Origin of the sequence: Paenibacillus lentus (genome assembly GCF_042714055.1) — a bacterium.
GTDB classification, from domain to species: domain Bacteria; phylum Bacillota; class Bacilli; order Paenibacillales; family Paenibacillaceae; genus Fontibacillus; species Fontibacillus lentus_A.
In genome coordinates, this window is sequence record NZ_JBHGVC010000004.1 from 557,165 (window position 1) to 577,553 (window position 20,389).

The following is a 20,389-nucleotide window of genomic DNA, read 5'->3' on the forward strand; positions in this document are numbered from 1 at the left end:
CGGACGATTTTATAATAAATTGTGCATCTCTCTTATACTCCGATTTACTTGGAGTTGATAGGATAAGTATTGACTACAATATATTTTTTCTTTAGGGGGTAAGTCAACATGATGAAATGGAAGCGATTCCAGATTGTCGCAGCATTGCTTGTATGCTCCTTGCTGTTAGCGGCATGTGGCGGCGGTAAGGAAGATAATGCAGGAGCAACGGCGGGTGATAATCCGACCGCATCTAATTCGGCTTCTGACAAAGTAAAATTACGGATTATGTGGTGGGGCTCACAGCCGCGTCACGAAGCTACATTGAAGGCATTGGAACTGTACACGGAGAAAAACCCGCATGTGACCTTCGAGCCGGAATACTCCGGAATGGACGGATACCTAGATAAACTGTCCACGCAGGCAGCAGCGCATAACGAACCGGATATTATGCAAATGGATCCAGGCTGGATTTCCGATTGGACATCACGTAACCAATTGGAAGAGCTCGATTCCAAGGTTAAATTGGATGAATTGACGCCAAGCCTGCTGCCGATTGGCCAAAAAGATGGCAAGCAGTATGGAGTTCCGCTGGGATCGGTTGCTTTTGGTATGATATATGATAAGGCCGCCTTGGAAAAACTGGGCGTATCTACTCCGCAGGACGGCTGGACATGGGATGATTTCTTCGCCTTGGCGGAGGAAGTAAAGCCTAAATTGGCTAAAGGCCAATACTTTACTTTGGATTATGCCGGCAACTACTTCATGTTTAGTGCTTATCACTATGCCAAAGGCAAAGGAACGCTGATTACGGATGACGGTAAATTCAACATCGATGAAGCGACGTTCCTGGAATGGACGAAAAAGTTCGAACAGCTGCGCAATGAGGGACTTGTACCTCCAGCGGATCTGAACGCATCCGATAAGGAAATGGATCCGACGGCTGACCTTTTGGTTAACGGCAAAGTATTGTTCCGATATTCTTTCTCGAACAACTACACGACATGGGATAGCATGAAAGAAGGGGCATTTGATCTTATAACTATGCCGCGGGCCGAGGAAGCGGGAGGCTGGTTGAAACCGTCCATGTTCCTTAGCTTGTCGCCAAACTCCAAGCATAAAGAAGAAGCAGCGAAGTTTATCGACTGGTTCATCAATGATCCGGAGGCAGGAGCAGTTCTTGGAACAGCTCGCGGAGTACCTGCCAATGCTACGATCGCAGCCAGCCTGATTCCTAACCTTCCGGAAGGCGAGAAAGTCGGCATGAAGCTGATCGATGCAACGACTCCAGATGGGCAAACCTTTACGACTGGGCCGGAAGGCTGGGTGAACTTCATCGATAAAGACTTCCCGCTCGTGCGCGATGAGCTGAGCTTCGGCAGAACAACGCCAGAGAAAGCTTATGAATCCTTGAAAAAGGCCGCGCAAGAGTACGAATAAGGTCTAAATTATAACGTCATGCCTGAGAGGCTTAACAGCTTATCGGGCATGACGTATTATCATCATTGCGAAGCATTATGCGGAGTATGCTGCTGAGGCACGACGAAGCACAGTGCGAGAACATCACGGTTGCAAGAGAAGGGGGCTCTACAGATGTGGAAAATTGGAATCATCGACGACGACCGCGGGGTGCTGCAGGGAATCAGGAGAGCGATACCCTGGGATGAGCTGAATGCAGAGTGGGCAGGAGAGGCGATGAACGGAGAAGAAGGGCTGGAAATGATTCAGTCCACAAGTCCCGACATCGTCATTACCGATTTATATATGCCTGTCCGGAATGGTCTGGATATGATCGAGCAGCTGCGGCAAAACGGGTATGCGGGAAAAGTCATTATTTTGAGCGGATACTCGGACTTTGAGTATGCCCGTCAGGCATTGCGCCTGAATGTGAGCGACTACTTATCCAAGCCGGTCAGCGTTCCTACCTTAAAATCTGTGTTGAGCCAGGCCATAGCCGATTTGGAGAAGCAGGAAGAACGGCGCATGAAGCAGGATGAGCTGCTGCAGAAGCTGCGGCTCTACGAGCCGTTCGTCGAGAAGGAATGGGTCAAGTCGGCTGCGGCGGGTACCCTGCAAAATTCCCGGCTTCAAACGGAAATTCCGACACCTTATCGCTACTGGTCTGAAAGCGATCATACCGTTCTTGGCATTGAATTGGTTCGTGATCAACGGGCAGCCAAGCTGAGCTTGCCAGACTGGAGCCTCCTTCGTTTTGCAATCAGCAATATTATTTGCGAGGTAACCGAGGAGGCTTTCTCCTCCTTTGACTATACGGATCTGCACACCAACCGCTCCGTGATTATCGTGCATAGCGATCGCATGGAGAACGACAGGCGGCTGCGCCAGCGGCTGGAGCAGCTCGGCGTTCGCTTGATCGATTGCGTCCAGAGCTATTTGAAGCTGAAGCTCCGCATCGGAATCGGCGAGCGGAAGGGCAGCATAAAGGATATCGGCGATTCAACGGAAGAAGCCTTCCGTGTCATCGATTTGAATCCCCAGCCGGTGATTTCCGGCTATGATTTATACGTCTATACGCAAGAACTGCAGAGCGGAAGCGCGGAGACGCCGATCCGTCCCGTTAAGCTGTACTTGGAGCTGGCGGGAGCCATCCGAACGTCGCAGGAAAATCAGGCGCGAAAAATTATCGTCGATTATATGACGCGTTTAGAGAAAGAGGAGGGCATCACGAAGCCGTACATCGGCATGCTGGCAGGCGAGCTGTGGGGCATTATCGCCTTTGCCTTTTATGAGATGGGTACGGTATTGGATGATATTTTCTCGAATGATTGCATTACCCGCGAAATTGCCGATCTCAAACGTCCGTCCGAGCTGGCCGAATGGCTGAGCGCCAAGATCGGAATCGTGTTCAGCAGCCGCGAGTGGGGCGGAAACGGCAAGCATCGGCAGGCCGTCGACTTTATGATGGAATATATTCACGAGCACTATGCCGAGGATATTACCCTCGCCGGGCTGGCGGATAAAGTGTATATTTCGCGCAACTACCTGTCGATGATTTTCAAGAACATTACAGGCGAGACGTTTAATAATTATTTGACGAGAGTGCGGATTGAGAAGGCTCGGGAACTCTTAATGGAGAAGAAAGCATTGGTGTATGAAGTCGCGGAAATGGTCGGATACAAGAACGTTCCGTACTTTAGCACCGTATTTAAGAAAATCACGGGTATGAACCCGACGGAAATCGTGAAATGAATAAGGGGTGGCAAAAATGAACAGCAATTATGATTTGACTTGGCTGCGGTACGACGGGGCGTCAGCGGAACGCTCGGCAGCGATCAAGCCGATTGAAGGATATTTGAATCATATCGTGACCGCAGCGGGAGTTCACTCGAAGGTTTTCCGCACGGCAATTCAAGAGTTGACGAAGGGTATTGCTTCCCTGAGAGGGGAGCAGCCGTCCGTAGGGCATGAGGCGGCTGCAGACCGATTCTTGGCGATAGGTACGCTCGAAAGCAGCGGAAGTATGCCCTTGCTGGACGATGCGCTGGAGGCAGAGGAAGCCGCTCGCCTAGGGGAAGAAGGATATATCATCCGCAAGACCGCGAGAGAAGGGAAGGAATATATTTTCATTGCGGGAGGAACAGAAAAGGGACTGCTGTACGGCGTCTTTCATTTTCTGCGTTTGCTGCAAACCGGGCAGGCGTCCGAAGCGCTGAACCTGGTAGAAATTCCGAAGTACCAGCTTCGCATGCTCAATCAATGGGATAACATGGACGGAAGCATTGAGCGTGGATATGCGGGGCATTCGATATTTTATCAGGATAATAAAATCGTCTCCGATCTGACTCGTGTGCGGGAGTATGCCAGAATGCTGGCCTCCGTCGGCATTAACGGTATCGCCATCAATAATGTGAACGTGCATGAGGTAGAAACGAAGCTGATCACGCCGGAGCTGCTGCCTGACGTAGCCCGCGTAGCCGATGTGTTTCGCGATTACGGCATTCGCCTCTACCTCAGCGTGAATTTTGCTGCGCCGATCGAGCTGGGAGATACGTCCACGGCGGATCCGTTGGAGCCGGAAGTTCAGGCATGGTGGAAGCAGAAAGCGGCTGATGTCTACCGGTACATTGCCGATTTTGGCGGATTTCTGGTCAAGGCAGACTCCGAGAACCGCCCTGGGCCGTTCACCTACGGACGGGATCATGCGGATGGAGCCAATATGCTGGCTGAGGCACTGGAGCCCTTTGGCGGGCTCGTCCTGTGGAGATGCTTCGTATATGATTGCCATCAGGACTGGCGGGATCGCAAGACCGATCGGGCTCGCGCCGCATACGACCATTTCAAGCCGCTGGACGGCAGATTTAAGGACAATGTTATTCTGCAAATCAAGAACGGGCCGATGGATTTCCAGGTCAGGGAGCCGGTATCGCCATTGTTTGGCGCTATGGCGCGTACTAATCAAATGCTGGAATTTCAGGTTACCCAGGAATATACGGGGCAGCAAAGACATGTGTGCTACTTGATCCCGCAATGGAAAGAGGTATTAGAGTTCGATACGCTTTGCCAGGGTGAGGGCAGCAAGGTGAAGGATATTGTGGCCGGACAAGTCCATCCGTACAAATACAGCGGAATTACGGCGGTATCCAGCATCGGTGATGATTTTAACTGGACGGGGCACTATCTTGCCCAGTCGAACCTTTATGGGTATGGCCGGCTGCTATGGAATCCAGAGCTGACGGCGGAGGAGATCGCCGAGGAATGGACGGGCATGACCTTTGGTTTGGATCAGGCTGTGACGAATACGATTCTGGGCATTCTTATGGAATCCTGGCCGACCTATGAGAACTATACATCTCCGCTTGGTGTGGGCTGGATGGTCGTGCCGCATTATCACTACGGCCCTGACGTGGACGGGTATGAGTACTCTAAATGGGGAACGTATCATTTCGCAGACCGCGACGGCATCGGCGTAGACAGAACCCAAGCGACGGGAACGGGATACTCCGGCCAATACGTTGGCGCCAATGCAGCTTTGTATGACAGTCTGGAATCTTGTCCGGATGAGCTATTGCTATTTTTCCATCATGTTCCTTATACCTATGTCTTAAAGTCCGGCAAGACGGTGATTCAGCATATTTACGACACTCACTTTGCAGGGGTAGAGCAAGTGGAGCAATGGCTGGCGCGCTGGGATGCCTTGGAGCACAAGCTCGATCAGCAGCGTTATATGCACGTCAAGGAGCGTTTGCTGGAGCAGCTCGACAGCGCCAAGCATTGGCGGGATGTCATCAACACGTATTTCTACCGCAAATCCGGCATTGAGGATCAGCACAAGCGCGTGATCTACTAGAAATAGATTGCTTTAACACTGGATAGGAATGCTAGGAATTAGGCGGTTAGATCAGTAGGAGCCTTGAACTTCGACCTCGGTTGAAGCTCAGGGTTCTTTGCGTTTTACAGGTATTATCTCATTTTGTATGATGGGTATAGTAGAAGCGAGGTGGATGAGTTGGAGAAACAGGACGTCAAGGATTTGAGGATCCATGGAATGGGGAATGTGCCAGGCGGAGCTTATGGAAAAATAAGCACGGACGGCACAGCGACATTCAAAGGGGAAGTGAAATGTGCTTCGCTAACGGCAAATGGGTCGTTGAAGCTGAGAGACTCGGTCTATGCAGAGCAATTTCGGTTGAACGGAACGGGTCGGGGAACGGGAACGCTTGCCGGAAAGCGGCTGCGTGTAGACGGAACGTTGAAGATCGACGGCGATGTGAGCTTCGGACATATAAACATAAACGGAATGCTGCAGGCTAGCGGCGGTGCAAATGGCGAAGATGCGGACATCGACGGCGGAATGAAGCTCGGCGGTTCTGCAAAATACGGAACGCTGAAGGTTCACGGCGTGCTGCAGGTTGGCGGGAGGCTGAATGCAGGAGATTTGGATATTTTAATGGCCGGAGCATGTCATGCCAAAGAAATTGGCGGTGATCGTATACATGTCCGTAAAAAACTAGGCGTTGGTCGCCTGTTGAGTTTGTTATCGACTTCCTTGGTGCCGGGCTTGACTGCTGAGCTTATTGAAGGCAATGACATCGTGCTGGAGGAAACAAAGGCGGGGATTGTCCGGGGGCATACGATCCGGATTGGGCCGGGCTGCGTAATAGACCGCGTTGAGTACAAGCATCATTATGAAGTCGATCCCAACGCGTCTGTTGGCAGGGCGGAGCAGGCCCAATGAGGCTGCTTGTCCGCTGAAGCTATTTATGGTTCATTCGCAGCCGATCCAAGTTTATATATTTATTTTGTTTGCACCGTTATTCTGGCCCGACATAGCCTTTGCGCCCAGCGGCATATCCAAAGAGGATGGTTAGCAGCGATAATCCGGTAATCGTGGCCAGCGGGACTGCCCAATTTCCGCTCTGGTCATGGATGAAGCCGAACAGGGTCGGGCCAACAGCGGCTAGCAGGTAGCCTATGGATTGCGCCATGCCGGACAGCTCTGCCGCCTGATCGGCCGTTCGCGAACGCAGGGCAAAGAACAAGATAACGAGACTGAAGGTTGTTCCACAGCCGAGCCCGATCGCTGCAATAAATAGGGGGGCCAGGGCTGGAGTGCTGAGCCATACCCCTCCGAATCCGATGAGGAACAGGGTAGAGGAAGCAGCAGCCAGTCCTTTCTGGCTTTGCGTCCGGGATGCGATCAGCGGCATCAGAAACGAGCCGGCCATGCTGGCGATTTGCATCAGCGAGAGCATCCAGCCTGCTTTGGCAGGACTCATCCCCTGCTCATGAAGAATTTCCGGCAGCCAGGAAATGCCTACATAGAACATGATCGATTGGAAGCCCATAAAAATCGTGACCTGCCAGGCAACGGCTGATTTCCAGACAGTGCCTGTTTTGCGATAGGAGGCCGCTCTTTGCGATTTGCCTCGATGGATGCTGCGGCGCAGCTGGGGAACCCAGAATAAGGCAGTCACCGCCGAAAGAATGCCCCAGTATACCAGAGCGCCTCTCCATCCCGCGCTGCGGGAAAGAGGGATGCTGATTCCAGAAGCGATGGCCGCCCACCCATTCATGGAAGAGGTGTACAGGCTGGTCATCAGGCCGATTCGATTTGGAAAATCACGTTTGATTAAGCCGGGTACTAATACATTGCAAATAGCGATTGCACTACCGATTAGAGCAGTGCCCAAAAACAACGCCGGAATAGCAGGCAGAGAACGCAGAAGAATTCCGGCCGTCATAATGATCATGCAGTAGAACATCGTTCGTTCCATGCCGAATCGCCATGCCAGCTTGGGAGCGGCGAGCGCGAATACGGCAAACGCCACGAGCGGCAGAGTGGTCAGCATCCCCGCTGCCGTATGGGACAGCCCTGTATTGCCTTGGATCTGGCCGATGAGCGAACCGACACCAGTGAGGGGGGAACGCAGCGTCGCCGCGGTCAGCAGAATAGCGGCAATCAGCAGGGCTGAGGCGCCGAGCCGTTGATTTGCAGATTGATCGCCGCCCTTCGAGATTCCCTCTGAATTATTGCCGGGGTTAAGGTTTGGGCCTGTCCTAGAAAATGGTTCAGCTTCTATTTCTAATGGCAGAGATATGTCGTTTTTTGATCCTTTCATAGCTGCAGATACTCCTCCTGATATGTTGCCGTACTTGTAAAGTGGCTTAACCTTAACATATGAAAACTTTTACAAGCAATAGTTAAGTTAGGGAAAACGCTTAAATCTCCTCCTGTCTCTCTCGGATCGATATTTGATTTCAAAATTAGAAGTTTGGCCCTCCTACGCCGTCTTCCAGTATGATCTTTGGTGCCTCTACGCCCGGCGCTGGGGGGACTGCATTCTTTGGAGCATCGTTAGCCTTGGATTTATCTTTGTCCTTACTGCCATGGTTACCGGCACGCTGGCTGCTGTCTTCGCTAGGCTGGCCACTATTGTCTTCGTCGCCATGAATAGCGATAACGGTAGGCTGGGGCGGATAAATGTCGCGGGATAGCTTGGTTTTACCGACAGGCTTGCCGGCGATTTTTTTGATTCGATAGGATTCGACGATGTAACCGGCTTTTCCCTCGATAATTATCTCTTGGCTACCGGGGGAAAGAGTGCGGTTGGCGACGTATTTATTAGGCGCGGGGAGCGTTTTTGTCGTGAAGGATTCCACGTCGTAAGTGATATCTTCAGGCATATCGCCAAATAGCTTCACAGTCAGTTGGTCATGCTTTACCTCAGATTGGATGAGCAGGTGGTGGTCGGTGATATTTTTGAAGCGGAAATTGATGTACCCTCTCGCGAAAGTGGCATCCAGCCCTTTAGGGACGTAGCTGACAGGCAGCGTATGATTGCGTCTCTCTACGATATCCAGCCCGGCCAGGATGACGGCATTGTACAGGGTGCTGGATACTTGGCAAATGCCGCCGCCGACTCCCGGAACGAGCTTGCCTCCGTAGATGACCGGCGCTTCCTGGAAGCCGTACTTGTCCTCCGCAGCCTTAATCACCTGCTCATAATCAAAAGTATCTCCCGGTGCCAGCACCATTCCGTGTATCGTACGTGCTGCAGCATCGACATTATGACGGCGGCCATTTCCGCTGCCTTGCAGGTTGGTGGAGAATTGCGCGATTTTTCGTCGGATGCCTTCCTGTTTCAGGCTTTCTATCGTAACTTCGGGCTGCAGGGTGTAAAGCGGAATTTCGAGAATCGGCGGCTTCTGCTTTTTAGTTGGGGGAGCTTGCAGCCTTTTAAGACTTTGCTCGCGAACGATGGCCCCGAACGTGCTCCAATCGATTCGCCTGGCGGAATGGCTCGGCAGATAACTAATGTTGTCTTGGGCCGAAACGATGCGTACGGCATTGATCGGGCTGCCGAAATGGGCCTGCTCCCAATCTGGGGTGAACAGCTTGCGCAGCACTTTCTCATCTAATGTAATGTTAAGCTCCCAGGCTTTGGGGAAATGCCATCTGGCCTGAGACCGCTCCCATAAGTTTCCATGAAATAAATGAGCCAGCGCATCGTAAAAATGAGAAGCGTCGTACTGAACGCCTAGCTGTTTCCATGTCGAATCGATCTCCGTTTGCTGTATCACAACGATAACTTCGTCCTGCTCCATGGACTGGATCATGGCTTCAACCAAGGCAGTCACTTCGTTCCGTTCGATATTGCCGATTTCCACTCCATTTATCGTAACACCGGACGGCACTGTATCCCGGCTTGCATATAAAAAAAGCGCTCCAAAAAAAATTGACCCAAGAAGCAGCGCGAAAGAGAGCAAAATAGTTACAAGGTGTAATTTCTTCATACGGTTCTCCTTTCAATTCGAGAAAATGATGGCGTACAAACATATATATGATGAAATTCTGGAAACTTTCGGTTGTTCAGGGTCCTCAAGAGGTAACATATTTGTTACAATAAAAAACGGGCTGATGAAATAACTCAGCTTTTAAAGGAATTGGCTGGAACGTGTCGAAATGAAATACAGGCAACCATAGGATAAGGAATCAAGTTTTAGGACGTGATGAATTGATAGAAATGCAGGATGTTTGGAAGACCTATCCCAATGGAACACACGCCCTTCGCGGCGTCTCGGTTCAGATCGACCGCAATGAATTCGTATATGTCGTAGGTCCCTCAGGAGCAGGGAAATCGACGTTCATGAAGCTTATATATCGAGAAGAAGTACCGACTAAAGGACAGATTTCAGTTAATGGCTTCAATATAGGCAGGCTGAAGCCGCGGAAAATTCCTTATGTTCGCCGGAATATCGGCGTGATCTTCCAGGATTTTCGGCTGCTGCCCAAGCTGACGGCTTACGAGAATGTGGCCTTTGCGCTGGAAGTCATCGAGGCACCCAAGAAAGTGATCAAGAAACGCGTGATGGAAGTGCTGGATCTGGTCGGACTGAAGAACAAAGCGAACCGCGACCCTTCGCAGTTGTCGGGGGGAGAACAGCAGCGCGTAGCCATTGCCCGGGCGATCGTGAACAATCCTTCGGTCATCATTGCGGATGAGCCCACCGGGAACCTGGATCCGGAGACCTCCTGGGGCATTATGCAGCTGCTGGATGAGATTAATTTCAGGGGAACGACGATTGTCATGGCTACTCATAATAAAGACATTGTAAACAGCATGCGTAAACGCGTTATCGCTATCGAACAGGGCCATATTGTTCGAGATGAACTGAGAGGGGAATATGGTTATGATTTTTAGTACCCTCTTGAGACATGTACGTGAAGGCTCGAAGAACGTTTTTCGGAATGGCTGGATGTCGGTGGCCTCCATTACGTCCATCATTGTATCGTTATTCATTCTAGGCGTATTCATTTTGCTTGTACTGAATGTCAATTCGTTCGCGGATGATGCGGACAGCTTGGTACAAATCAAGACGTACCTTAATTCGAACGTGGATGATGCTACGCGGGAGAAGCTGCATAACGAAATCGCGGCGATGGAGGAAGTGAGCCGGGTTACTTTTATATCCAAAGCTGATGGGTTAAAGGATTTCCGCGAGCAACTCGGAGAAGAAGGCAAGGATCTTCTCGAAGGCTACGATGAGACGACGAATCCGATCCCGGATACGCTGCAGGTGGAAGTCGTTGAACCGACGACCGTTCCTTTTGTAGCCTCCAAGATCGAGCAGCTCAACACGAAATACCCGGATGAGCCGATATATAAAGTTAGATACGGGCAAGGAACGACGGAGAAGCTGTTCAAGATTACCCGTGCCGTTCGCAATATTGGCTTTGCTTTCGTAGCGGGGCTTGGATTAATGGCCATGTTCCTGATTTCGAATACGATTCGTGTAACGATTTTAGCCCGTCGCCGGGAAATAGGCATTATGAAGCTGGTGGGTGCGACGAATATGTTTATTCGTTGGCCGTTTTTTGTGGAAGGTGCGCTGATCGGGCTTATTGGCTCCTTGATTACGGTTGGCATTCTGTTCTTCGGGTACAACCAGTTGGCGTTTTCCGTTAAAGAGGACATTACACTGGCCTTCCAGCTAGTTTCGTTAAATGAGGTCGGGCTCCAGCTTGGGGTACTTTTAGTCGGACTGGGCCTGCTCATCGGAATATGGGGAAGTACAGTTTCCATACGTAGATTTCTCAAAGTGTAATTATTGTGAGCAAGAAGAAAATGATGAAGGACGGGGAAGCGAAGTTGAAAAAATGGATTTCCGTTGTAGTCGTGGTCACTTTAGCTGCTATAATCTTCCAACCTGATAATGGTTACGCCAAGAGTAAAACAATCAACCAAATCGATAAAGAATTGAAGCAGCTGCAGGAGCAGGCCAAGCAAGCCAAGAAGCAGCAGGAGAAGGCCGCTCAACAAAAGCAGGAAGCTCAGCATTACGTCAACAAAAATACGAATTATCTCAAAGAAGTTTTAAGGCAGATGGATGTCGTGAGCGCGGAGCTCGCCAAGATTTCCATGCAAATCCATGATACGGAGGAAAGCCTGAGAAATACAGCCTTGAAGCTGAGCGAGACAGAAGCGCGGATTGAGGAGCGTTCGGGCTTGCTGGATTCCCGTGTGCGTTTGATGTATACCGATGGCGCTGTATCGTATTTGGATGTGCTGCTGTCGTCAACCAGCTTTACGGACTTTCTCGAGCGGGCGGACTCTTTGCAGGCGATAGCGAATCAGGATCAATTGCTGCTCAAGGAGCATAAGAAGGACAAGCTTTTGATTGAAGAGCAAAAGGCTCAATTAGAGCTGGATTATGCGAAAGTAAAGCAGCTTTACGCAGACGCTGAGGTTCGCAAGAGCGAGCTGGAGCAGAAGGAGATCGAGAAGCAGCAGCTGATTGCCAAATATCATGCCGAGATTGAAGAGTCGGACGATATTAGTGAGGAACAGGAGCAGCTTCTCATTGAGCTGGCAACGAAGCGCGCGGCTCTGGAAAAAGAGAAGAATAAGCTGAAAGCGGCACAGGTGTATACTTATAAGAAACGTTCTTCCTCCGGCTCAGGCGGATTCAAAGGGAACGGCGGCTCGATGGCGCTGCCGGTCAGCGGAGCCCGCTTGTCATCCAATTATGGCACTCGGATTCACCCGATTTCCGGGCAGAAGAAGAAGCATACGGGCATGGACCTTGCAGCTCCACAGGGAACGGACATTAAGGCGGCCGAAGGCGGCGTAGTGATCGTTGCCGAGTGGTGGAGCGGTTACGGCAACACGGTCATTATCGACCATGGCGATAACGTATGGACGCTGTATGGACATATTCGTAACGGTGGGATCAAGGTAGAGAAGGGCGAGAAGGTCAAGCGCGGACAAAAAATCGCCGAGGTGGGCAGCACAGGCAACTCGACAGGCCCTCACTTGCATTTTGAAGTACGCATTAACGGCAGTCCTGTAGACCCGTCCCCGTATTTGTAGTAGATTCGTTGGACTTTTTCATCTGGCACTTATAAAATAGAATTATGCGATTATAAAACGGATACCGTCCTCGCAGGATGAATATCCGTTTTTCCTTCTTTAGTCGTTGTATATATTCCGTACAAGCTGAACATATACTATGATGGTTATAATTAGGTGGGCTTCGAGTCGGCCGGACTAAACAGAGGCGGTGAAATTCATTCATGTTCAAGGGACGCACAGTTACTCTACTCGTTTTGGTTGCTATGGTGGTTAGTAGTCTACTCACCGTGACTTTGTCGGGCCAATGGAGCTTGGCTGGCTCAGGGCAGCTTTCGAGCGGTCTATTCGCGGATATCGGTGGGCAATCAAAGAACGATATGAAGAAAATCGAAACAGCGCTTGATCTGGTAACTAAAAACTACGTGGAAAAAGTGGATCGCAGCAAGCTCGTGGACGGCGCTATCAATGGAATGATGAATGCGCTGGAGGATCCTTTCTCTTCATACATGGCTGGAGCAACAGCCCAGCAATTTTCGGAGCAAATTGAAGGCTCCTTTACGGGAATCGGCGCGGAGGTGTCGATGGAGAACGGCAATGTGGTGGTTATTTCACCAATCAAGGGTTCTCCAGCAGAGAAGGCGGGAATTCAGCCGAAGGATATTTTATTGTCCGTGAATGGGGAGTCTTTTGAAGGATTGACCTTGAATGAGGCGGTATCCAAAATCCGCGGCCCTAAAGGAACGGAAGCGAAAGTAAAAGTCAAACGCTCTGGAGCTTCGGAAGCATTGGAGTTTTCGATCGTACGCGACGATATTGCCTTAGAAACGGTTTACGCGCGTATGGAGAATGATAAGGTCGGCGTGATCGAAATTACGGAATTCTCCATGAATACGGCGAATCGTTTCAAGAAAGAGCTTGAGGCGCTGGAGAACCAAGGGATGAAGGGCCTCGTAATCGACGTGCGGAACAATCCGGGCGGCGTATTGCCGATCGTCATTGAAATGTCCGAGATGTTCGTGCCGAAAGGCAAAGGAATCGTCCAGGTGGAGGATAAGAACGGACGCCGCGATTCTACGCTATCGACAGGGTCTGGCAAATCGTATCCGATTGTTGTCGTTACGAATAAAGGCAGCGCCAGTGCCTCGGAAATTTTAGCAGGGGCCTTGCAGGAATCGGCAGGAGCGAAGCTGGTCGGTGAACCGACCTACGGCAAAGGCACCGTTCAATCGAGCTACTCTCAGGAGATGGGCGATGGCAGCATGCTCAAAATAACGATTGCCAAATGGTTGACGCCTAATGGCGAGTGGATTCACAAGAAAGGAATTCAGCCGGACGTTAACATCTCCCAGCCGGATTATTTCTCGGTAGCACCGATCAATAAAGAAAAAACCTATAAATATGATATGCTCGGTGAAGATGTGAAGAGCGCGCAAATTATGCTCAAGGGTCTCGGGTATGAGTCAGGCCGGGTGGATGGCTATTTTGACAAAAATACAGAGAGTGCGCTGAAGAAATTCCAGGGCGCTCATGAGCTCGAAGCAAACGGTGTGCTTGAAGCCAAGACGGCAGAGAAGCTGGAGAGCAAGCTGATTGAGCTCATCCGCGATCCGAAAAATGATGCGCAATTGAACCGTGCCCTGGAGGAAATCCGGAAGGAAATAACCTAGGCAGCGTCGAATCCATAAGAGGGCTGATTTCAGCCTTCTTTTTTCTTAAGCTGGTGAAAATTTAATCGTCGTTTGGATCGTTGCTCTGAGCTTCTGGATCGGCCCGTTATCGTGAGACATTCTCGTGAGGGCCGTTATATAATAACTGGATTTGATGTATTTAAAAGCTGCACTTTAACATTCAACATACAATTAGCTGGATTTTGTGTACTTAAAATGAGTCTTATAGGAAAATTAGGCGAAAAACAACACTTTAGATACAAGAAACACTGCTATTTCGCCAAGTCTATGCTAAAAAGAAAAATAGACACAAGAATTCCAATTAAATTGAATATTGCGCTAGTGTTCTAATTTTTATGTAAAGGATAGATGGATCCAACAAAACGTAAAGCGTTTTGACGCTTTTTCGGATTCTCACTTAGAGGGACAGAATGTATCAATTTGGAGTATGAACAGGGTTAATCTTGTTATAGGCACCGAATGTGCTTCTTTAAAAGGATAGGAGCGTGAATACCTCTTGGATACAGTGCTTGAAGTTCTGTGGATGCTGGCTGAAGCGGGATGGCAGCTTCTCCTGCAGCCGTTCTATTATATTTCAATAATATTGATTATGCTCATTTATAGACGGCAGGTGCTGTTGGAGCGCAAGCTGTTTCATGTAAGGTTGCACAGCTGGGGAGCTCAGACTTGGCGTACTGTACTTGGAGGGCTGTTGGCGGGGATCTTCGTATCGCTCGTTTCGATGTTTATCGGAATGACGTTAACGGTGGAGGGTGTCATTTGCATCTGGGCTGTCACGCTTATCTTGCTGCTATTCCGTGTTCGCTATTTATGTCTGGCCTATTCTGTGGGGCTGCTTGGCGTAGCCCAGTTTATTTTAAATATCGTTCCGGGTCTTCAGGGTGTTGGATGGACTGCTGAGGTCGTGCGCATCATCCGGGAGTTGAATATTCCTGCGTTGCTATGCCTCGTAGCTGTGCTGCATGTGGCTGAGGGATTGCTAGTAAGATGGCAAGGCGCTTCCTTCGCGGGCCCCCTCTTCTTTGAAGGAAAACGCGGAAAGCCGATTGGCGGCTATCAACTACAAAGCTTGTGGCCGGTTCCGCTATTCTTGCTAATCCCGGTACAGACAGCGGGGACAGTGCTGCCATGGACACCATTGTTTGGCGGGGATGCTTGGCAGGGGGGATTTCAATTGATTGCGTTCCCAATCGTGATTGGTTTTACGGAAATAACTGTCGGGCTGCTGCCCCGGGCCAAGGCTAGGGTCTCTTCTGGCCGATTGGTCGCTTACGGCATCGTTATGCTGGCTTTGGCGTTGTTAAGCGCATGGTGGAGTCCGTTTGTGGTTGTGGCTGCGCTGGCGGGAATTATTTTGCATGAAGGATTGATCTGGTTTAGCCGCTTCGAGGAGCAGAACCGTAGTCCGCTGTTCGTCAATCCTCTGGACGGGGTTAAGGTGCTGGCAGTGTTGCCGGGAAGCCCTGCGGAGGAGCTTGGAATTCAAGCTGGCGAGACGATCATCAAGGTCAACGGCACTCCAGTGCCTACAAAGGAAGAGCTTCACGCCGCACTGCGCATGAATCCGGCTTTTTGCAAGCTGGAGGTGCGCAACTTCGCAGGCGAGAGCAAATTTCTCCAACGTGCAATTTACGCAGGAGAGCATCACCAGCTTGGCGCCATCCTCGCTCCGGATGATAAATCGCCAGTCGCTGTACGAATGCGGTCGATATCGCTCATTCATCTGCTTCGCCCGAGACGCGAAGGCGAGCCGGCGAATAGCGGTTCTCGCCGTTCTGCGAGATGGTTTAATAGACGGAATGCGAAGCTTTCGGAGGACAAGCATCGATCCTCTTCGCAGGGAGAGGTGCAAGCAGAGACGGAAGCTTAACGGAGAATGCTTGGATCACGCTTTTTCGCACCGCGCGAGCTCCCAGCGTGCGGTGTTTTGCTGCATGACGGCGGTCGGTCGACCACTTGAGAGGATGAAGATCTAAGTGCCTTTAAGGATAATTAGGGTTAGTTTGCCGTGTTAATGTGGATCTTTCGATTGGTTGGATTGGATTAGATTCGGGAATCAATTGCAAAGGGCAGATAAGAGGAGAAGCCTCTGGCTGCTCTTTTTTTCTGCTTTTTTGCCTCTTTTATGATGGCTATCATCCATGTAGCAGAAATGTTCGAAAAAATCGCACCGCGCGAGTAAACGATCACGCGATGCGAGGAAGGGAGGGCAGCTATATCCAATGTTAGAGCAAGCTACACAGCCAAAGTAGAAAATAGAAAAAAAGCATGTGGGTAGAACAACTGGCAATGATAGTAGCAAGTAGAACAGTAAGTAGAGCAGCAAACAGAAAACAGCAAACAGCAAACAGCCAACAGCCAAACATAAATCAGAATAGCAAGCAGAACACACGGCTGCTTCTATCGTAAAATCTTTAGTTCAACTTATATAGCTGCCCTCAAGGATCCCTTGCACATAATCCCCAACGGCTACTGCTGCAGCTGGCGAAGCACGGTGATTTCAACGCGCCGGTTTTTCTGGCGTCCGGCTTCCGTGGCGTTGTCTCCATCGGGCCGGGTGTCCGCGTATCCGGCATATTGGAAGCCTTCCGGATCGAGCTTCTCCGTGTCAATGAAATAGCGCAGTACGGACAAAGCTCTGGCTCCCGACAGTTCCCAGTTATCCTTGTACTCGGAGGCATGGACGATAGGCAGACTGTCGGTATGGCCTTCGATACTGATGGCCGTGTCAAGCTTGCTGAACAGGCTGGCGAGCTTGGACAGCGTCTTGGCAGAGTCTGCTTTAAGCTCGGCCTTGCCGACATCGAACAGGAAACGGTCGCTTAATGTAATCGAAATGCCCTTTGGCAGATCGGCTACCGTAATTTGATCCTCGAGTTCATTGTCTTTAATATAAGCTTCAATCATATTCATTAAATTGAGGAGCTCTTCCTCCTGTTTGCGAAAGGACAGCTCACGCTCGGTTAGCGGCCCTTGGGAGGAAGCATCCGGCTGGGGGGCGGCACCCTGATTTTGATCCGGCCCCTGGGCGTCCTTGCCGTTGTTGCCTTCTTGATGGGTGCCTTGCTCTCCTTCAGAAGGAGGGTTGCGATGCGTGTAACGGTCGGCTGAGCCTAGCAACCCGCTGCCCTTCTCCAGGATGGAATCCCCGCTCTTGAACGTATGCTGCAGCGAGGCGGTCACGATCTCATATTTTTCGATATCCAGACGGCTCATAGCGTACATAATAACAAAGAAAATGAGCAGCAGCGTGATCAGGTCGGCATATGTAATCAGCCAGCGATCCTTGGCCTCGGCTCCTTCTCTCCTGCGTTGCCTGTTGCGCTGTCTCATAAGTCATTCTCCATAAATGATGTCGAAGCTGAAGCTGAGGATGAGGACATCTCAGAATGGATATCCGTTTGGAACGATCCCATCTTCCGCCGAACGAGCATCGGGTGATCGCCGTTTTGAATCGATAGGACGCCTTCCAGAATCATCTCCATGCGGCTGATATCGTCCTCCCCGCGGGCTTTGATCTTGGAGGCAATCGGTAAAAATATGAGGTTGGCGCTAGCGACGCCGTACAACGTAGCCGTAAATGCCAACGCGATCGCAGGGCCTAAGGCTGTAGGCTCCGTCAGACTGCCCAGCACATGGATGAGTCCCATTACCGTTCCGATGATCCCCATCGTTGGGGCATACCCTCCGGCAGATTCGAATATCTTGGCATAGCTGTCGTATTTTTGCTCGACCGCATCCATTTCATACTCCATGATTTGCTTGACCATCTCCCGATCCGTGCCATCTACGACTAGCTGGATCCCTTCGCGTAGATAGGCATCGGAATGATTGATGATTTTATTCTCCAGAGAGAGGACGCCTTCGCGTCTTGCCGTTGTTGACATATCGACAATATCTTCTATTAATTGCTCCGTATTTGTGTTCGTCGTTGTGAACGCTAGCTTTAAGGCTCGGGGAATTGTCTTTAATCTGCGCAGAGGGAAGCTGATCATGACCGCAGCAAAGGTGCCGCCAAAAACGATCAGCGCAGCCGTAAGCTGCATGAGGCCTGCAACTTCTCCGCCCTCCCACAAAAATCCGCCAACCAGGGCGGCCAGTCCGATAATAATACCAATGATCGTTGCGATATCCATAGATTGCGACAGCTCCTATCCTATACTTACCGATTGCATCCAAAGGATGAAAAAGGTATAATGACATGGGAACACCCATTCCTATTTTGCGTAAATGTGGAATACGGGTTCTGAATGTATTGCTCGAGATACGGTGTAAGCCGATTCGTTTCTTTTAAGAATATAGATATAGGTTAATATAATAAGGAGGCAATGTCCTCCTTTTTAGAAATATAAAGTTATTTTCATTCCCTAGTAATTCATTTTAGACGATAAGGGTGATGTTGGACAATGAGTGATATTGTCTTTAGCAACAATAAATTTGAAATTGTCTCTGAATTCTCTCCTCAGGGCGATCAACCTTCGGCTATCGACGAGCTGGCAGAGGGTGTTCGTCAAGGCAAAAGGCATCAGACATTGCTCGGTGCGACGGGCACAGGAAAGACGTTTACGATTGCTCAGACGATCGCCAAACTCGGTCGTCCAACGCTCGTTATCGCACATAACAAGACGCTGGCAGCCCAGCTTGCGAGCGAGTTCAAAGATTTCTTTCCGAACAACTCCGTAGATTACTTCGTCAGCTATTATGACTACTACCAGCCGGAAGCTTACATTCCATCCTCCGACACGTATATTGAGAAAGATTCCAGTATTAACGAAGAGATCGATAAGCTCCGGCACTCCGCGACGAGCTCGCTGTTCGAACGGCGCGATGTCATTATAGTAGCAAGCGTATCCTGCATTTATGGCCTCGGCTCCCCGATGGAATACCGTGATCTTGTGCTTTCCTTGCGAATTGGCATGGAGCGGCCGCGCAATCAGATATTAAGCCGGCTCGTGGATATCCAGTATCAGCGGAACGATATCAATTTCGTGCGGGGAACGTTTCGGGTGCGCGGAGACGTACTGGAGATATTCCCGGCATCTAAAGGAGAGCAGGCGGTACGGATTGAATTTTTCGGCGATGAGATTGAACGCATTACGGAGATTGACGTGCTAACCGGAGAATTGGTGGGCGAGCGCGATCATGTAGCTATATTCCCGGCCTCTCACTTCGTAACCCAGGAAGAGACGATGCGCATCGCGATCAAAAATATCGAGAGAGAGCTGGAAGAGCAGCTCGAGCTGTTCCGGTCACAGGGCAAGCTGCTTGAAGCACAGCGTCTGGAGCAGCGTACGCGGTATGATATCGAAATGATGAAGGAAGTCGGATTTTGCTCGGGGATCGAGAACTACTCCGGGCCGCTGACCTTCCGGGAACGGGGGGCGACCCCATATACCTTGCTGGACTATTTTCCGGACGATTTGCTCATTGTGGTAGATGAGTCCCACGTCACTTTGCCGCAAATCAGGGCGATGTACAATGGTGACCAAGCGAGAAAAACGGTGCTCGTCGAGCACGGATTCCGGCTGCCGTCGGCGCTGGACAACCGACCGCTGAAGTTCGAGGAGTTCGAGGAGAAGGCGAATCAGCTGATTTACGTATCCGCGACGCCCGGCCCTTACGAAATTGAGCATACGGATAAAATGGTAGAGCAAATTATCCGGCCGACAGGGCTCCTGGATCCGATCATTGAGGTGCGTCCGACGAAGGGTCAAATCGATGATCTCATCGGAGAGATTCAGGATCGCATAGAGAAGGATGAGCGTGTGCTTGTTACGACGCTGACGAAAAAAATGGCCGAGGATCTGACGGACTATTTGAAAGAGATCGGCATTAAGGTGCGCTATCTTCACTCTGACATCAAGACGCTGGAGCGAATGAGCATACTGCGGGATTTACGGCTTGGCACCTTCCATGTGCTCGTGGGTATCAACCTGCTGCGGGAAGGCCTGGATTTGCCTGAGGTGTCGCTGGTGGCGATACTGGATGCGGATAAGGAGGGCTTCCTGCGCTCGGAGCGTTCCCTGATTCAGACGATTGGCAGGGCTGCCCGGAACTCCGAGGGACGCGTGCTCATGTACGGCGACCAGATTACGGAGTCCATGGATAAAGCGATCAAGGAGACGGAGCGCCGTCGCACGATTCAGATTGCCTATAACGAGAAGCATGGAATCACGCCGCAGACGATTCGTAAAAAGGTTCGTGACGTGATCGAGGCTACCCGAGTGGCTGAGAGCAAGAGTGAATATCTGTCTGACGTCGGCAAGGGCAAAATGTCCAAGCGCGATCGTCAGGCGATGATCGGTCGTCTGGAGGCCGAGATGAAGGAAGCTGCAAAAAACCTGCAATTCGAACGAGCCGCAGAGCTGCGCGATGCTATTCTGGAGCTCAAAGCCGAGTAATATATTC

The 20,389-nt window shown here is 50.6% G+C and carries 14 protein-coding genes; 10 read left to right on the forward strand and 4 right to left on the reverse strand.

Going from position 1 to position 20,389, the window contains the following annotated elements; all coding sequences use genetic code 11:
* Positions 1–108 precede the first annotated feature (108 nt).
* From ACE3MQ_RS12355 to ACE3MQ_RS12370, 4 genes are all read left to right on the forward strand, one after another.
* Positions 109–1,419, forward strand: coding sequence for an ABC transporter substrate-binding protein (locus ACE3MQ_RS12355; protein ID WP_379392912.1), 1,311 nt, complete (start codon positions 109–111; stop codon positions 1,417–1,419).
* A gap of 153 nt (positions 1,420–1,572) precedes the next feature.
* Positions 1,573–3,189: a response regulator gene (locus ACE3MQ_RS12360; RefSeq protein ID WP_379392914.1), complete on the forward strand. Its 1,617-nt coding sequence runs from the start codon at positions 1,573–1,575 to the stop codon at positions 3,187–3,189.
* A gap of 16 nt (positions 3,190–3,205) precedes the next feature.
* The gene (locus ACE3MQ_RS12365) at positions 3,206–5,287 is read left to right on the forward strand and encodes an alpha-glucuronidase family glycosyl hydrolase (protein WP_379392916.1); all 2,082 of its coding nucleotides are present in this window, start codon (positions 3,206–3,208) and stop codon (positions 5,285–5,287) included.
* Positions 5,288–5,446: 159 nt separating this feature from the next.
* Positions 5,447–6,175: a hypothetical protein gene (locus ACE3MQ_RS12370; protein ID WP_379392918.1), complete on the forward strand. Its 729-nt coding sequence runs from the start codon at positions 5,447–5,449 to the stop codon at positions 6,173–6,175.
* Positions 6,176–6,251: 76 nt separating this feature from the next.
* Here ACE3MQ_RS12370 and ACE3MQ_RS12375 read toward each other — a convergent pair whose 3' ends face one another.
* Both ACE3MQ_RS12375 and ACE3MQ_RS12380 read right to left on the reverse strand, forming a co-directional pair.
* A complete protein-coding gene (locus ACE3MQ_RS12375; protein WP_379392920.1) occupies positions 6,252–7,559 on the reverse strand; it encodes a CynX/NimT family MFS transporter in 1,308 nt (435 codons plus the stop codon).
* Between the two features lie 145 nt (positions 7,560–7,704).
* Positions 7,705–9,234, reverse strand: a complete 1,530-nt coding sequence (locus tag ACE3MQ_RS12380; RefSeq protein WP_379392922.1) for a VanW family protein — start codon at positions 9,232–9,234, stop codon at positions 7,705–7,707.
* Positions 9,235–9,455: 221 nt separating this feature from the next.
* Between ACE3MQ_RS12380 and ftsE the strand changes: the two genes are divergently transcribed.
* The 5 genes from ftsE (at position 9,456) to ACE3MQ_RS12405 (ending at position 15,851) form a co-directional block, all read left to right on the forward strand.
* Positions 9,456–10,142: a cell division ATP-binding protein FtsE gene (ftsE, locus tag ACE3MQ_RS12385; protein WP_379392925.1), complete on the forward strand. Its 687-nt coding sequence runs from the start codon at positions 9,456–9,458 to the stop codon at positions 10,140–10,142.
* Positions 10,132–11,046, forward strand: a complete 915-nt coding sequence (gene ftsX, locus ACE3MQ_RS12390; protein ID WP_379392927.1) for a permease-like cell division protein FtsX — start codon at positions 10,132–10,134, stop codon at positions 11,044–11,046. Before ftsE ends, ftsX begins: the two co-directional genes overlap by 11 nt.
* Before the next feature lie 44 nt (positions 11,047–11,090).
* Complete coding sequence (locus ACE3MQ_RS12395) at positions 11,091–12,311, forward strand: murein hydrolase activator EnvC family protein (RefSeq protein WP_379393099.1); 1,221 nt, start codon at positions 11,091–11,093, stop codon at positions 12,309–12,311.
* Positions 12,312–12,514: 203 nt separating this feature from the next.
* Positions 12,515–13,960: a S41 family peptidase gene (locus ACE3MQ_RS12400; protein WP_379392929.1), complete on the forward strand. Its 1,446-nt coding sequence runs from the start codon at positions 12,515–12,517 to the stop codon at positions 13,958–13,960.
* 517 nt (positions 13,961–14,477) lie between these two features.
* A complete protein-coding gene (locus ACE3MQ_RS12405; RefSeq protein WP_379392931.1) occupies positions 14,478–15,851 on the forward strand; it encodes a PDZ domain-containing protein in 1,374 nt (457 codons plus the stop codon).
* A 599-nt stretch (positions 15,852–16,450) separates the two neighbouring features.
* On the opposite strand, the gene ACE3MQ_RS12410 is transcribed toward ACE3MQ_RS12405, so the two are convergent.
* Together ACE3MQ_RS12410 and ACE3MQ_RS12415 are read right to left on the reverse strand one after the other, a co-directional pair.
* Entirely contained in the window at positions 16,451–17,314 is an 864-nt protein-coding gene (locus ACE3MQ_RS12410) for a flagellar motor protein MotB (RefSeq protein WP_379392933.1), read from the reverse strand.
* Positions 17,311–18,117 carry a flagellar motor protein gene (locus tag ACE3MQ_RS12415; protein WP_379392935.1) on the reverse strand — a complete coding sequence of 269 codons (807 nt, stop codon included), beginning with the start codon at positions 18,115–18,117 and terminating at the stop codon, positions 17,311–17,313. Before ACE3MQ_RS12415 ends, ACE3MQ_RS12410 begins: the two co-directional genes overlap by 4 nt.
* A gap of 270 nt (positions 18,118–18,387) precedes the next feature.
* On the opposite strand from ACE3MQ_RS12415, the gene uvrB reads away from it, so the two are divergent.
* Positions 18,388–20,382 (forward strand): excinuclease ABC subunit UvrB, encoded by a 1,995-nt coding sequence (gene uvrB, locus ACE3MQ_RS12420; RefSeq protein WP_379392937.1) that lies wholly within the window; start codon positions 18,388–18,390, stop codon positions 20,380–20,382.
* The last annotated feature ends 7 nt before the right edge of the window (positions 20,383–20,389 follow it).

Bases quoted from the DNA above. Each gene is read 5' to 3' on its own strand.
- ACE3MQ_RS12355 (WP_379392912.1), top strand. From the start codon at position 109: ATGATGAAATGGAAGCGATTCCAGATTGTCGCAGCATTGCTTGTATGC.
- ACE3MQ_RS12360 (WP_379392914.1), top strand. From the start codon at position 1,573: ATGTGGAAAATTGGAATCATCGACGACGACCGCGGGGTGCTGCAGGGA.
- ACE3MQ_RS12365 (WP_379392916.1), top strand. From the start codon at position 3,206: ATGAACAGCAATTATGATTTGACTTGGCTGCGGTACGACGGGGCGTCA.
- ACE3MQ_RS12375 (WP_379392920.1), bottom strand. From the start codon at position 7,559: ATGAAAGGATCAAAAAACGACATATCTCTGCCATTAGAAATAGAAGCT.
- ACE3MQ_RS12380 (WP_379392922.1), bottom strand. From the start codon at position 9,234: ATGAAGAAATTACACCTTGTAACTATTTTGCTCTCTTTCGCGCTGCTT.
- ftsX (WP_379392927.1), top strand. From the start codon at position 10,132: ATGATTTTTAGTACCCTCTTGAGACATGTACGTGAAGGCTCGAAGAAC.
- ACE3MQ_RS12400 (WP_379392929.1), top strand. From the start codon at position 12,515: ATGTTCAAGGGACGCACAGTTACTCTACTCGTTTTGGTTGCTATGGTG.
- ACE3MQ_RS12410 (WP_379392933.1), bottom strand. From the start codon at position 17,314: ATGAGACAGCGCAACAGGCAACGCAGGAGAGAAGGAGCCGAGGCCAAG.
- ACE3MQ_RS12415 (WP_379392935.1), bottom strand. From the start codon at position 18,117: ATGGATATCGCAACGATCATTGGTATTATTATCGGACTGGCCGCCCTG.
- uvrB (WP_379392937.1), top strand. From the start codon at position 18,388: ATGAGTGATATTGTCTTTAGCAACAATAAATTTGAAATTGTCTCTGAA.